This window comes from Streptomyces qinglanensis, assembly GCF_900111245.1.
GTDB lineage: Bacteria > Actinomycetota > Actinomycetes > Streptomycetales > Streptomycetaceae > Streptomyces > Streptomyces qinglanensis.
In genome coordinates, this window is record NZ_FOGO01000001.1 from 420,470 (window position 1) to 434,404 (window position 13,935).

The window sequence follows — 13,935 nt, forward strand, 5'->3', positions numbered from 1 at the left end:
CGCATGACAAGCGCCCGGACCAGCCCTTCCACTTCCCGCAGCCGCAGTGCCACCAGGGACAAGCTCTTCCACGCGGCGGTCACCCTCATCGCCGAGCAGGGATTCTCCTCCACGACCGTGGAGGAGATCGCCGAACGGGCCGGGGTGGCCAAGGGCACGGTCTACTACAACTTCGCCAGCAAGACCGAGCTGTTCGAGGAGTTGCTGCGGCACGGCGTCGAACTGCTCACCGCCGATCTGCGCAAGGCGGCGGAGGAGACCGACGGCCGGGGCGGCAGCCGGGTGGACGCGCTCGACGCGATGGTCCGCGCGGGGCTGCAGTTCATCGACCACTACCCCGCCTTCACCCAGCTCTACGTCGCCGAACTGTGGCGCACCGGACGGGCCTGGAACGACACCCTGCTGATGGTGCGCAAGGAAGCGGTCGCGGTGGTGGAGGGCGTGCTGCGCGCGGGCGTCGCGGAGGGGGAGCTGAGCGAGGAGATCGACGTCCAGCTCACCGCCGCCGCGCTGGTCGGGATGGTGCTGGTGGCCGCGCTCGACTGGAAGGCGTTCCAGCCGGAGCGCTCGATCGAGGACGTGCACGGGGCGCTGTCCCTGCTGCTCCAGGGCCGGGTCGGCGCGGGCCGTCCCGGCTGACCGCGGAACCGGCCCCGTGCACGAGGCGGCCCCGCCCCCCGCGGGGCCGCCCCACCTGTGGAGGGGGTGGCTTCCGGAGGGGCGCCGGCACCGTTCCGCGGCCCCGTGTCGGCGGTGCGACCCCGTGCCCTTCCGTTGCCCTCACTCTGCCGTCCGCACGGATGGCGGCCCATCCGTGCGGATACTCAAGATCTCTCCTGAGTACGGGTACCTACGCCGTCGTCACCGCTGTTCTCACTTCTCGCACTTGAGGGCGCGCCTCACGGAGCCTTCGAACCTCTTGACCAGGGAATCCGGACCCGCCTGATGCTTCTCGCTGTACTTCCGGATGGCATCCTGGTCGGACTCCGACCCCGGATACATGACCTGGAGCAGATACTCTTCACCGCCGCACCGCATCACCTTGGAGCGCGTCCCCTCCTCCTCGTCCGCGTAGGTGCGCCCGTGGGACTTCTTGAAGCCCTCCAGATAACGTCTGTTCGAGGTGACGGTGAAGGCGGACAGGGTCGTCCCCTCATTGAGAGAGTCCTCCTCGGAAGGCCCGCCCAGTGGATTCCCGTCACTGCGCACAGCCACGCAGCTCCAGGTATCGTCCAATTCCCCGGCGACACGCTGCCACACGGCGTCCTTCTCGAAGGAAGTGAGCGGGGAGAAGCCACTGAGACCGCAAGCCTTACCGGGCGGCATCTTCTCGAAAGACGCGCTGACGTGCGCGTCGAGGTCGTACTTGTAGCTGGTGCCGTCGCCGCAGTGATGCTCCTTCGTGAGATGCGCCGCGATCCGGGTGACGACCTTGGCCATCTGCCTGCGGGTCGTCGCGTCATCCCAGACCCGATCCTGGCGAGCCCGCAATGTCAACGAGAGCCGCACCCCGTACTTCCCGGTGTGAAAAACCTTCCGGCAGGCGCCGGGAAGACGGAGTTCTGCGTGCGCAGGAATTTTGTCTTCGGTTTGATCGACTGAGGTCCAGGCAGGCAGCCCCGGACCGGCCGGAGAGACAACACCGAACTGCGCCCGCGTGTTGCGAACCGCATCCTTACCCCAAGGCCAGCCCAAATCCGAGGGGCGCACCTGCACGGAGGCCAAGTGATAGGAGGTGTTCCCGTTCCCCTCCCAATAGACGTCACAGCTTGGGTATTCCCTCAGCTTCCCTCCCTTGACAGAAAGAGGCGTAGAATCATCCCGGGCGCGGTATTTTCCCCCGTTGTATGGATTCATGACACCGAGATCTTTCGACCCGAGACTCCCCCAGCAATAAGCTTGGCCACGAGAATCATCGGAGGCGAGAGACACCCATACGAGAGCCCCCGCCGCCAACACCATGACCAACCCCAAGGCCACGAAGAGCCGAAAACGGAAACGCCGCCATCGCGCAAGCATTCAGTCTCCCATCGCGGCCTCGGCGCCACCTAGACCTGTGACATAATTTGAATGCGCATTTGAAAGCAGCGTCGAACCCCGCGCCTTCTCACCATGGAAGTCTTCCCGAGCTATACCAAGATCGTCGGCACGCTTCTCAATGATCTTGGCAAGCCTGGGGTATCCGTCATTCTCATAGTTCTCGATGAGCTCTTCGCGCGTCTTGTCCTTGATGTCGTCATTCATATTCTCGGATATCTCACGCGTAGTGAGGAAGGTGACACGGTCGAGTTCTGGACCGAGCATCGGGATACGGGAAACCCCGGAGCTTATTCCGTGGTAAGCGTAGAGCTGCCCCCAGGTGTTGCGGTCGACCTTGGTATCTCTCTCATCCGTGAGAACGTCAGCGCGGATCTTGTCCAGGGTGCCCATTATTTTACCGGAGTCCTGAATCGCTCGATCCCCGCGCTGCGTCTCCGCAGTGAGGTCATGATGATTCAGCTCGTGAATTCTGCCCGCCACCTGGTCCATCTGTGAATCATGGATGATGCGGAAAGCCTGGCCGTCCTGCCCAGCGGCTCGGATGAAATGAGTCATGGCGGCACTGTCGATGCTGTCACCTCCGGGAGCGGCGGCATAAGTGTGCCCCCGCTGCGACAGCAGATCAGCCACATCCTTCGGGTGATAAGCCACAGCCTGGGCCAGGTTGCGGCGAATATTCTCAGGCATCGCATCCTGGTGCACCTTGGCCTCTTCGGCGTAAGAATTGACGACGTTCGCAAAAACCCGGCGTTGTGCGTCTGAGGCTTCGAAACTGCTCGGCGGCTCGGTTCCGGGCACATGACCGGTCATCGCCGCCTCCAGCGCCGCGCCGTATCCGACTCGACTGTCGGCGGGTTCCTTGTCGCCAGCCGGGACGATCACGTCGTCCTTCAGGTGCTGGAAATCATTCTGGATTTTCCAGTCGCGCTCATGAGCAAGGTAGTGCAGGCGACTCTTGCCGTCGGCATCCTTGGGGTCCAGGTAGGACGTGGCGATGTCCGGGTCCTTGCTCATAATCCCCAACGTTCCGTCGAGCGGATCGTTGGCGAACCAGTCCGTGCTGTCGTGTGAGAAAGTCCCGGTCTTCTCGTTCTTTTCTCCGGAAAATGGCCGGTTCAAATCCCAGATGTCCGGATCGCCATCCTGCTTGGGGTCCTCAGCCGCACGAATGTCGTCGGCCAGCCCGTGCAGGAACTCTTTGTCGTATCCCTTGCCATGCTGAAGAAGAGTCACAAAGCTCTGGTAGCCGCGGGCACGCTGCTTCGCCGGGCCGGCGACAGTTCCGTCGGCGACCACTTTCAGATCGTACTGCTTGACGCCTGCCTTCCGGAGTTTCTCCCGGAAGTCCGCGACAAATTTCTTGTCCGCACTGGGACGCTTCTTGTCGATTGTCGTGGCGGTGGCAACGCTGTTGGCCAGGTACTTTTCCATCTTCAGGTACCTGCCCTTGTGCTCTGTGTCATCAGAGTAGGCGCGGTCGTTCAACTCATTAGCGAGGCTGATCGTGCGGTCAGCCCCGAGACTGTTCAGCATCGTCCGACTGAAGTCAGTGTCTCCCGAGTTCTCTCTCAACAGGAACTGCAGTTCGCTCATTTCACCGGAAGACAGCTTCTTCTCGGAATCCATTTTCTTGCCAAGTTCAGCCGCTCGGATTCCGGAGTACTTGTCGACGTCCCCGACAGCCTTGCTGTTGAAACCACCGGACTCACCCTTGCCGTCCCTGTCCTTGGCCGCAGCTTTGATCGCCAATTTATAATTGTGATCCGCATCGGACAGGTTCTTCACCGCGTCGGCGATTTTCTGCGTCCAGGCGCGTTCGGCTTCTTGGCGCGCGATGTGATCCCGGATGAGGGCTTTCTTCTTCTTTCCGTGCACTTTGCTGAGGTCGTACTCGCAGAAGCCGTTCTCATCGACCTTCATTTTCGCGTCGACAGCGTCGTCCCGTGCTTCTTTCACCTTCTTCTTCAATCGAGACAGCTCGGCATGGGCTTCCACGAGAAGCCCACCGACGGCTTTTGCCTGATTCTCGGCACCGATGAGCTCATGGAGGGTAGTGGTGGAGGTGAGATCCCACATGGTCGCGGAGACACCACTCCAGGAGTCGGTGTCGAGCACGCCTCTGACATGGGTCTTGTAGTTCTTCCTGAGCGTGCCGAACTTCTTGCCCATTTCCTTCCAGTCCTCAGCCGTTTCGACAAGAACGGAGAGGTCACCCTTCATCGCCTCTTGGTAGGTCAACGCCATAGGACAGCCCCCTCACAGGTCTGATATGCGGCTGTGCGACTTCTCGGGCGTCACGAGGAGTTCGTCGGTGCTCAACTTCGCGCCGGTCCGGTGATCATTCCCGTGGATCAACTTCTCGGCACCGCGCAAGCTTTCCATTTCGCGCCGTGCCCGTCCGACCAGCTTGCTCAACTGGCCGGCCCACTTGTTCATGGCATAGCTCAACGCTTCCTGTGTCTCCCAGCCATGCAGCTTTCCGGGGCCGGAATCGGGCGCGGGCATCGTGGGTGCGGGAGCGAACGTGGAGGTCGATCCATGACCGAAGGGAGCGGTACCGGTGACGGTCTCGGTACTACCGTCGGCCATCCCACCGGCCTTGGCGAGGTCCGGCCCGAAGTGGTGCTCGATATAGTTGGCCGCCTTCTGCTTGTCCGGCGAGGACGATGACATCCCATCCCGTGCCCCACCCTTTCCCTCTCTCGCTCCGTCAGCGGGAAGAGCATGGTTGAGCTGCATACTGGTGGCGTCCCGCGACCTCGCTGTGTTCGTGAGGTGCGTCCACTCGTCGTCAAAAGACATCCGCCCCCCCGGCGGTACGATGTGGCCAATGCTGGCTCTTACTCGGTCAGGCGCGTCAGCTCCGGCGCAGCGCTCATGGAGTGGCGTCCGCATGCGGTCCTCGGCTCGCTGCGAGGACGCACCCCTACAAAGGTGTTCGGTGTGCTCGGACCGTAAACGTTGCCGCACCCCCCGTTGCGAAGCGTTCAGCCTCTCACCAGTTCGTGGCCTGTGCAATCATCGCCATGGATCGGCCACTTGGCACCTTTGGCCTCTTCTGGCCGAAATAACGGTTCTCCGGACTCGGAGTCGCTATTGAGACGCCATATACGGACCGACACACCCCAGGTGGGCAGTGACGTGGTGCTCGATAAGGTCGGGACATGGCACGGGTCGTGGTGGTCGGGGCGGGGATGGGCGGGATGGCGGCGGCGGCGAGGCTGGCCGTCGCGGGTCACGAGGTCGTGGTGCACGAGCGCACCGGGACCTACGGAGGCGCCGTGCGGCGGTACGCGCGCGACGGCTTCGCCTTCGACACCGGCCCGGGACTGCTGCAGTTGCCGGCCGTCTACCGCGATCTGTTCGTCAAGACCGGCCGGGAGCGGCTGGAGGACGAGGTGGAACTGGTCCAGGTGCCCGTCACCGCCCGCCATGTGTTCACCGACGGCAGCGCCGTCGCGCTGCCCAACGCCTCCCGGGGCAAGGTGATCGCCGCGCTGGACGAGGCGCTGGGCGGGGGCGCGGGCGAGCGCTGGTCCGCGATGCTGACCCGGGCCCGCACGGCGTGGGAGGCCACCCGGCGGCCGCTGCTGGAGGAGCCGCTGCGCGCGGAGCCCGCCTCGCGGGACCTGCTCGTCGCGGACGGCGCCTATCCCGCGCTGCGTCCGAAGGGCCTGCTGCGCCTCTCCCGGGCGCTGCGCGGACGGGGGAGCGCCGGGCCGACGCTGGCCGAGGTCGCCCGGGACGAGCTGCGCGACCCCCGGCTGGCGGCGATGCTGTGCGGCTCGGTCTGGACGCAGGGCCTGGACCCGGCGACGGCCCCGGCGAGCGCCGCCGCCCTCGCCTACGTCGAGGACACCTTCGGCACCTGGTATGTACGCGGCGGTCTGCGGGCGCTGGCCGACGCGCTGCACGCGCGCTGCCGGGCCCGCGGGGTGGCCTTCCGCTTCGACAGCCCGGTGGCGGGAGTGCGGGAGAAGGACGGGCGGGCGGCGGGTGTCGAGCTCGCCGACGGCTCGGCGGTGGACGCGGAGGTGGTGGTCGCGGGCGGCGGTCCGGCCGCACCCGGCGGGCAGGGAACCGCCGACCGGGGCATGTCCCGGCTCACCGTGCTGCTCGCGCTGCGGGGCACCCGCCCCGCCGGTACCCCGCACCGCACACTGGTGCACCGCGCGGAGGCTCCGGGGCAGCCGCTGACCGTGCTGCGGCCGGACGATCCGGCGCTGCGGCCGGACGACGCGCACGAGACGGCCGTGCTCACGCTGCCGGTGCCCGGCGGTCTGCCCGCTGAGGCCGCGGAGCCGCTCGCCGAGGGCCTGCTGGCGGCGACGGACGCGGCAGGACTGGGACTGCGGGAGCGGGTGCTGTGGCGCGAGGTGCGCACCCCCGCGGACGTCGAGGCGGAGACCGGCGCTCCCGGCGGCCGGGTGCCGCCGCCGGGGCTGTCCGGCGGCGGCGGCGCCTTCCTGTACCCCGCGAACCCGACCGGGCTGCCGGGGCTCTACGCGGCGGGCGGCTGGTCCCATCCGGGCGGCGGACTGCCCGCAGCGGGGATGACGGGTGCCATGGTGGCCGGGCTCGTGCAGGACCCGGAGTGGCGCGGCTCGGTCTGAGCCGGCGGTCCGGGCCGGGGCCCGGTGCGGGTCGCCGCCGGGGGGCGGCCGGGGCTCAGTACGGGCCGCTGCCGTAGTAGTCCTGCGGATACTGCGGGGCCTGCTGCGGGTACGGCTGGGGCTGCTGGGCGTCGGGGTCGGCGTACGCGTCGGGGTCGGCGTACGGGTCGTAGCCGTAGGGCTGCGGCTCCGCCGGGGGCAGCGGTGCGCCGCCCTCGCGCTGCTGGGGGACCCAGACCCCGCCCGGCGGCGTCTCGGGCACCTGGGGCTGGTAGGGCTGCTGCGGATAGCCGTATCCGTCGCCGTACTGGTTGCCGTAGCCCGCGTACGGGTCCGGGTACTGCTGGTAGCCGGTCTGGTCCTGGTATCCGGCGCTGGGCTCGTACCCGGCGTGGTGCTCGTATCCGGCGGCCCCGCCGACCGGGGTGTGGTCCTGGCCGGGGTACTGCTCGTATCCGCCGTACTGGCCGTGCCCGCCGTCCCCGTGCAGCGGAGGCTGGTCGGATGCCGGGGCGAAGACCGAGGTCTCCTCCTCGTAGTCGCCGTAGCCGTAGCCCCCGTAGGGACCGTAGGGGCCGTAGGTGTCGTGGCCCGGGTAGCCGTAGCCGGTCTCCTGGCCGCCCGGATCGCCGTCCTCGCCGCCCCAGCCGGCGGGCTCCTGCTGGCCGTAGCCCTGCTGGCCATAGTCGTCGACCGGGTCGGGCACCGGGACGGTGCCCGCGGCCGGGGTGTCGGCGGGGTCGTGGGTGCGCAGGTCGGAGACCTCCAGCGAGGCGGTGTCCGGACCGGGGGACGCGCCGCGGCGGCGCCGGCTGGAGCCGGGGCCACCGCCGAGTGCCCACCCGGCGGTGAACCCGCTCCGTACCGAGAGCGTGACGAAGGTCTGGCCGACGGCGAAGGCCGCGATGCCGAGGCCGATCACGACGACCGACGGCAGCGCCGTCCCCGCCACCACGCCGAGGAAGCCGGTGAAGGCCAGCAACCGCCAGCGCAGCCGGGCCTTGTACTGGAGCAGCACCTCGCCCAGCAGCCACAGCGCAACGATGCCGAACGCGATATAGAGGACCGTCCAGCCCATCTACGCCCCTCTTCCGCTCCCGCCGCCCCTTGGGCGGATCCGTGGCTCAAGCCTTGCGAAGGCCCAGGGTAGCCCTCTCCCGGAGACCGAGATTCTGGTGGATCTCCAGCGTCGCCGTGGAGTGGTTGAGCGTGATGAAGTGCAGCCCCGGAACGCCCTCGGCGAGCAGCCTCGCACACAAGTCCGTGGCGTACTCGATCCCGACCGAGCGTACCGCCGCCGGATCGTCCTGGACGGCGTGCAGCCGCTCGATCATCCCGGCCGGCAGCGTGGCGTTGCTGAGCTGCGCGAACCGCTCGATCTGCTGCACGCTCGTGACCGGCATGATCTCCGGGATGATGGGCGTGCTGCAGCCCGCGGCGGCGACCCTGTCCCGCAGCCGGAGATAGTCCTCCGCCTGGAAGAACATCTGGGTGATCGCGTAGTCGGCACCGGCCTTGCACTTGTTCACGAAATGCCGGATGTCGCTGTCCCAGTCGGTGGAGCGCGGGTGCATCTCGGGGAAGGCCGCGACACCGACGCAGAAGTCGCCGGACTCCTTGATCAGTTCGACGAGTTCGGAGGCGTAGTCGATCCCCTCGGGGTGCTTGACCCACTCCCCCAGCGGATCGCCGGGCGGATCGCCGCGCAGTGCGAGCACGTTGCGGATGCCCGCGTCGGCGTACTGCCCGATGACGTTGCGCAGCTCCGCCCGCGAGTGGCTGACCGCCGTGAGGTGTGCGACGGGGGTCAGCGTGGTCTCGTTGGCGATGCGCTCGGTGTTGCGGACCGTGCCCTCACGTGAGGAACCGCCCGCGCCGTAGGTGACGGACACGAAGGTCGGGGACGCCGCCTCGATGCGTCGCAGCGCGTCCCACAGCGTCCGCTCCCCTTTCGCGGTCTTCGGCGCGAAGAACTCGAAGGAGAAGGACTGCTCTCCGCTCGCGAGCAGATCACGCACAGTCGGCGGACGGTCTGTCCTGGGAGCTGAGATACCGATGGCCATGTCTGCAGGCTAGCGGCCTGGCCTGCAGAGCGGCTCGACACCGGGGCATTATGGGACGATATGCCCGTTTCCCGGATGGCCGAGGTCCACCTGTTGGACGGTCCCGCCCCCCGTGCTAAGCGGCCGGTGCGGTCACGGCGCCGGGGGACGGGGATCGGCCGCGGCCGCCTCCCGCAGCCGCGTGGCCAGCGAGGCGGCCGCGGCCCCGGGATCATCGGCCTCGGTGAGCGCACGGACCACCACCACCCGGCGGGCCCCGGCGTCCAGCACCTGGTCGAGATTGCCCGCATCGATGCCGCCGATGGCGAACCACGGCCGAGACGTCGGATCTGCGGCGGTACGGGCGGCGGTGTGACGGACGAGATCCAGCCCCGGTGCGGGACGGCCCGGCTTGGTGGGGGTCGGCCAGCACGGCCCGGTGCAGAAGTAGTCGACGCCCGGCTCGACCAGCGCCGCGTCCGCCTCCGCCGGACTGTGCGTGGAGCGGCCGATCAGCACCTCGTCGCCGAGCAGGGCGCGGGCCGCGGGGACCGGAAGGTCGCCCTGGCCGAGATGGAGCACCTCGGAGGCGGCGGCGTGTGCCACGTCCGCACGGTCGTTCACGGCCAGCAGGGCCCCGTGCCGGCGGCAGGCCGCGGCGAGCACGTCGAGCTGCGCCAGCTCCTCGGCCGCCTCCAGCCGCTTGTCCCGGAGCTGGACGATGTCCACACCGCCCGCCAGGACCGCGTCCAGGAACGCGGGCAGGTCGCCCTGCACCGTGCGCGCGTCGGTGCACAGGTAGAGCCGCGCCTCCGCGAGCCGCTCGCGGGCGGGAGCGGGCCCCGGGGACGCGGGCGGGGTGAGGGTGCTGCGGGACGTACGGGACATGGCGGAGTTCGGTTCCCCCCAGGAAGGGGGTGCGTGGACCCCGGAGGATCCACGCACCCGGTGCTGTCGGTGTACTGGTGCGCCGCCGCGGGCGGCGGGGTCAGACGGCGAGCGCCTGCGCCCGGCGCTTGACCTCGGTGCCCCGGTTCTCCCGCAGCGCCGTCACCGGCGAGCCGGGCAGCGACTCGTCCTCGGTGAAGAGCCATTCGAGCATCTCTTCGTCGCTGAAGCCGTCGTCCCGCAGGAGGGTGATGGTGCCCGCCAGGCCCTTCACGATCCGGCCCTCGCCGACGAAGGCGGCCGGAACCTGCAGCACCCGGTTCCCGGACTCCGCCTCCCGCCGCACCGCGAGCAGTTGGCCTTCCTTCACGAGCTGCCGCACCCGGGTCACCTCGACGCCGAGCATCTCGGCGACGTCGGGGAGGGCGAGCCAGGCGGGGACGAGTGCGTCGGTCTTTGCGTCAATCTCGGTCACGGGTTCCAGACTGCCATCCGAAACCGGTGGTCACTACCGCGCGGCCTTCTTCAGGGCCACGGCCGCGTCGCCCAGCAGGGTCCGGTCCACGGCCGTGCCCTGCTGGATCAGCTTCCGGCCCTGCGCGAGATCGCGCGGACGGCCGACGGCCAGCAGCGCGGTCGGCCGCTCGCCGCGCAGCCAGCAGACGCTCCAGGCGGGGTCCTGCGGCGAACCGCGCCACACCAGCTCGTCGCCGGGAGAGTGATGGCCGACGTACTGCACGAAGCGGCCGAACTGCTCGGACCAGAAATAGGGCACCGGATCGTAGCCGACGCTCTCCGGCTCGCCGTCGGCGTGCCCCTCGGCGAGCAGGTTCGCCGCAACCGTGCGGGGGCCCTGGAGCGCGTTGTCCCAGTGGTGGATCAGCAGCCGCTCGCCGTAGCGGGCCGAGGGGAAGGAGGCGCAGTCCCCCACCGCGTAGCAGTCGGGGGCCGAGCTGCGCAGCCGCGCGTCGGCCAGCACGGAGCCGTCCGGCCCGAGCTCCACCCCGGAGCCCGCCAGCCAGCCGGTGGCGGGGCGGGCCCCGATCCCGACCAGGACCGCGTCCGCCGGCAGCCGCGTCCCGTCGGCGAGCAGCACCCCGCCGCGCTCGACCGCCGCGACGGCGGCCCCGGTGCGCAGCGTCGCCCCGGCCTCCGCGTACCAGGCCCGCATCGGTGCGGAGACCTCGGCCGGCAGGGCGCCCGGCAGCGGTGCGGCGGCGGCCTCCACCACGGTGACCTCGCAGCCCCACTCGCGGGCGACCGTCGCGAATTCCGCGCCGATCCAGCCGGCGCCGACCACCACGACCCTGCCGCGGGCCGCCAGCACCGGCCGCAGCCGCCGCGCGTCGTCCAGGGTGCGCAGCACGTGGACGCCGGGCACCCCCTCGCTGCCGGGCAGGGTGCGGGGCTCGGCGCCGGTCGCCAGGACCAGGCGGTCGTAGTGGACCGGCCCCGCGTCGGTGACCAGCAGCCGCTCGCCGGGGCGCAGCCCGGTGGCGGTCCGGCCCAGCTCCAGCTCGATCCCCAGCGCCGCGAAGTCGATGTCGAAGAGCGGCACCTCCGCCTCCTCGCCCCTGCCCAGCAGGACGGCCTTGGAGAGCGGGGGCCGGTCGTAGGGCGGGTGCGGTTCGGCCCCGAGGAGCCGCACGGAGCCGGGCCAGCCCTGTTCGCGGAGCTGCACGGCGGTCTGCACGCCCGCCATGCCGGTGCCCACGACCACGACCCGCTGCTGTTTCTGACTGTCGCTCACATCGCTCACTGTATGCCGGTCGGCGCCGGCGGCCATCGGCCACCGGACGGAGACGGTGCCCGGTCGCGGTCGTAGGGCCGCCCCCGCCGCGGGCCGGGGCCCGACGGCCCCGGCGGGCCTTACCGGCCCCGCGGGCACCGCAGTAGGGTGGGCCGCGGTAGTCACGACATACGCGGGAGCCCGGACGCACCGGGCTGAGAGGGAGGCTGCGGCGGCCTCCGACCGTCCGAACCTGATCCGGGTCATTCCGGCGAAGGGAGCAGCAGCAGCGCCATGCGCGGCACAGGAAGCGGCACACGCACCGGTACCCACGCGGCGGGCCCCGACGTGCTCGTCCTCGGCGGCGGCCTGATCGGCCTGGTGACGGCCTGGCGGGCCGCGCAGCGCGGCCTGGCGGTCACCGTGGCCGACCCCGAACCGGGCGGCGGCGCCGCACGGGTGGCGGCGGGCATGCTGGCGGCCGTCACCGAACTGCACTACGGCGAGGAGACGCTGCTGGATCTCAACCTCGCCTCGGCGGCGCGCTACCCGGAGTTCGTCGCCGAGCTGGAGGACGCCTCCGGCCTGGAGACCGGCTACCGGGCCTGCGGCACCCTCGCGGTCGCGCTCGACGCAGACGACCGCGCCCACCTGCGCGAACTGCACGCGCTCCAGCGGCGGTGCGGGCTGGAGTCACAGTGGCTGACCGGCCGCGAGTGCCGCCGCCTGGAGCCGATGCTGGCGCCCTCGGTGCGCGGCGGTGCCCGGGTGGACGGCGACCACCAGATCGACCCCCGGCGACTGGCCGCGGCGCTGTTGCGCGCCTGCGAGCGCGCGGGAGTCGCCTTCCGGCGCTCCCGCGCGGTGCGGCTCCTGCACTCGCGGGACCGCGCAGCGGGGGCGGCGCTGGCGGACGGCACCGAGCTGCGCGCGGACCAGACGGTACTCGCGCTGGGCGCCCGCAGCGGCGCCCTGGAGGGCCTCCCCCCGTCGGTGGCGCCCCCGGTGCGCCCGGTGAAGGGGCAGGTGCTGCGGCTGCGGATGCCCGGCGGCGCGGCCGGCCCTTTTCTCTCCCGCACGGTCCGCGCGGTGGTCCGCGGCGGCGCCCTCTACCTGGTGCCGCGCGCGGACGGCGAGCTGGTGGTCGGCGCCACCAGCGAGGAACTGGGCTGGGACACCACCGTCACCGCGGGCGGGGTCTACGAGCTGCTGCGGGACGCGCACGAGCTGGTGCCCGGCGTCACCGAGCTGCCGCTGGCCGAGACCCGCGCCGGGCTGCGCCCCGGCTCCCCCGACAACGCGCCGCTGCTGGGGCCCACCGCGCTGCCCGGGCTCCACCTGGCCACCGGCCACTTCCGGCACGGCGTCCTGCTCACCCCCGTCACCGGCGACGTGCTCGCCGAGCTGCTGGCCACCGGCGAGCTGCCCGCACCGGCCCGGCCCTTCGCACCGCAGCGCTTCACCTCCGCAGACCCCCGCGAGACCCAGGAGCAGCCCGCATGACCTCCACCGCGACGACGACCCTCTCGGTCAACGGCGAGCCGCGCCGAGTGGCCGCGGGGCTCACCCTCGACCGGCTCGTGGCCGATTTCACCACCGCGCCCGGCGGGGTGGCCGCGGCGCTCAACGAGGACGTGGTCCCCCGGGGCCGCTGGGCTCAGACCCCGCTCGGCGAGGGCGACCGCGTCGAGATCCTCACCGCAGTCCAAGGAGGCTGAGCCGGACCATGGCCGACGACCCGCTGACCATCGGCGACACCGCCTTCACCTCCCGGCTGATCATGGGCACCGGGGGCGCGCCGAGCCTGGACGTCCTGGAACGGGCCCTGCTGGCCTCCGGCACCGAGCTGACGACGGTCGCGATGCGGCGGCTGGACCCCTCGGTGAGCGGCTCCGTGCTGTCGGTGCTGAACAGGCACGGCATCCGGGTGCTGCCGAACACCGCCGGGTGCTACACGGCGGGAGAGGCGGTGCTCACCGCACGGCTCGCGCGCGAGGCGCTGGGCACCGACTGGGTGAAGCTGGAGGTCATCGCCGACGAGCGCACCCTGCTGCCGGACCCGGTCGAGTTGCTGGACGCCGCCGAGACGCTGGTGGACGACGGCTTCACGGTGCTGCCGTACACCAACGACGACCCGGTGCTGGCGCGGAAGCTGGAGGAGGCGGGCTGCGCGGCGATCATGCCGCTCGGCTCCCCCATCGGCTCCGGACTGGGCATCCGCAACCCGCACAACTTCCAGCTCATCACCGAGCGCGCGGGGGTGCCGGTGATCCTGGACGCGGGGGCCGGCACGGCATCGGACGCGGCACTGGCCATGGAGCTGGGGTGCGCCGCGGTGATGCTGGCCTCGGCGGTGACCCGGGCCCAGGAACCGGTGCTGATGGCGGAGGGCATGCGGCACGCGGTCGAGGCGGGGCGGCTCGCCCACCGCGCCGGCCGCATCCCGCGCCGCCACTTCGCCGAGGCGTCGTCGCCCACCGAGGGCGTCGCGGCGCTGGACCCGGAGCGCCCGGCCTTCGGCTGAGGGGCCGACGCCGCCCCCGGCGGCGCCGCCCCACCCCTCGGTCAGGCACCACGGAGTGTCACCGTTCGGCCCCAGAACAGCGGCAACCCGCAACCACGC

General features: G+C 70.4%; 13 protein-coding genes and 1 riboswitch. Of the genes, 5 read left to right on the forward strand and 8 right to left on the reverse strand.

Translation table 11 applies throughout. The features are described 5' to 3' along the window. Nucleotides 1-3 precede the first annotated feature (3 nt). The gene (locus BMX65_RS01835; RefSeq protein WP_074998309.1) at nt 4-639 is read left to right on the forward strand and encodes a TetR/AcrR family transcriptional regulator; all 636 of its coding nucleotides are present in this window, start codon (nt 4-6) and stop codon (nt 637-639) included. Between the two features lie 234 nt (nt 640-873). Here the strand turns inward: BMX65_RS01835 and BMX65_RS01840 are convergent, their stop codons facing one another. The 3 genes from BMX65_RS01840 to BMX65_RS01850 form a co-directional block, all read right to left on the reverse strand. Continuing rightward, nucleotides 874-1,440 (reverse strand): hypothetical protein, encoded by a 567-nt coding sequence (locus BMX65_RS01840; protein WP_143081795.1) that lies wholly within the window; start codon nt 1,438-1,440, stop codon nt 874-876. Nucleotides 1,441-2,019: 579 nt separating this feature from the next. After that, nucleotides 2,020-4,284: a DUF6571 family protein gene (locus BMX65_RS01845; protein WP_074998311.1), complete on the reverse strand. Its 2,265-nt coding sequence runs from the start codon at nt 4,282-4,284 to the stop codon at nt 2,020-2,022. A gap of 12 nt (nt 4,285-4,296) precedes the next feature. Then, nucleotides 4,297-4,713, reverse strand: coding sequence for a hypothetical protein (locus BMX65_RS01850; protein ID WP_074998312.1), 417 nt, complete (start codon nt 4,711-4,713; stop codon nt 4,297-4,299). 491 nt (nt 4,714-5,204) lie between these two features. Between BMX65_RS01850 and BMX65_RS01855 the strand changes: the two genes are divergently transcribed. Then, nucleotides 5,205-6,653, forward strand: a complete 1,449-nt coding sequence (locus tag BMX65_RS01855) for a phytoene desaturase family protein (protein WP_074998313.1) — start codon at nt 5,205-5,207, stop codon at nt 6,651-6,653. A gap of 55 nt (nt 6,654-6,708) precedes the next feature. Here the strand turns inward: BMX65_RS01855 and BMX65_RS01860 are convergent, their stop codons facing one another. From BMX65_RS01860 to BMX65_RS01880, 5 genes are all read right to left on the reverse strand, one after another. After that, nucleotides 6,709-7,731, reverse strand: a complete 1,023-nt coding sequence (locus BMX65_RS01860) for a hypothetical protein (RefSeq protein ID WP_074998314.1) — start codon at nt 7,729-7,731, stop codon at nt 6,709-6,711. Nucleotides 7,732-7,777: 46 nt separating this feature from the next. Continuing rightward, nucleotides 7,778-8,716 carry a methylenetetrahydrofolate reductase [NAD(P)H] gene (metF, locus tag BMX65_RS01865; RefSeq protein ID WP_074998315.1) on the reverse strand — a complete coding sequence of 313 codons (939 nt, stop codon included), beginning with the start codon at nt 8,714-8,716 and terminating at the stop codon, nt 7,778-7,780. Nucleotides 8,717-8,848: 132 nt separating this feature from the next. Further along, the gene (gene thiE / locus BMX65_RS01870) at nt 8,849-9,583 is read right to left on the reverse strand and encodes a thiamine phosphate synthase (protein ID WP_074998316.1); all 735 of its coding nucleotides are present in this window, start codon (nt 9,581-9,583) and stop codon (nt 8,849-8,851) included. A 100-nt stretch (nt 9,584-9,683) separates the two neighbouring features. After that, nucleotides 9,684-10,058, reverse strand: a complete 375-nt coding sequence (locus tag BMX65_RS01875) for an Rv2175c family DNA-binding protein (protein ID WP_019358771.1) — start codon at nt 10,056-10,058, stop codon at nt 9,684-9,686. Between the two features lie 33 nt (nt 10,059-10,091). Beyond that, a complete protein-coding gene (locus BMX65_RS01880) occupies nt 10,092-11,369 on the reverse strand; it encodes an NAD(P)/FAD-dependent oxidoreductase (RefSeq protein WP_107437366.1) in 1,278 nt (425 codons plus the stop codon). Nucleotides 11,370-11,495: 126 nt separating this feature from the next. After that, a riboswitch (TPP riboswitch) is annotated at nt 11,496-11,609 on the forward strand. Here BMX65_RS01880 and thiO point away from each other — a divergent pair. The 3 genes from thiO to BMX65_RS01895 all read left to right on the forward strand — a co-directional run bounded on the left by thiO (nt 11,607) and on the right by BMX65_RS01895 (nt 13,836). Beyond that, on the forward strand, nt 11,607-12,815 hold the full coding sequence (gene thiO, locus BMX65_RS01885) for a glycine oxidase ThiO (RefSeq protein ID WP_074998317.1): 1,209 nt from the start codon (nt 11,607-11,609) through the stop codon (nt 12,813-12,815). (Overlaps the previous riboswitch by 3 nt.) After that, nucleotides 12,812-13,030 (forward strand): sulfur carrier protein ThiS, encoded by a 219-nt coding sequence (gene thiS / locus BMX65_RS01890; RefSeq protein WP_074998318.1) that lies wholly within the window; start codon nt 12,812-12,814, stop codon nt 13,028-13,030. Before thiO ends, thiS begins: the two co-directional genes overlap by 4 nt. Before the next feature lie 8 nt (nt 13,031-13,038). Beyond that, the gene (locus tag BMX65_RS01895) at nt 13,039-13,836 is read left to right on the forward strand and encodes a thiazole synthase (protein ID WP_074998319.1); all 798 of its coding nucleotides are present in this window, start codon (nt 13,039-13,041) and stop codon (nt 13,834-13,836) included. Nucleotides 13,837-13,935: the final 99 nt, after the last annotated feature.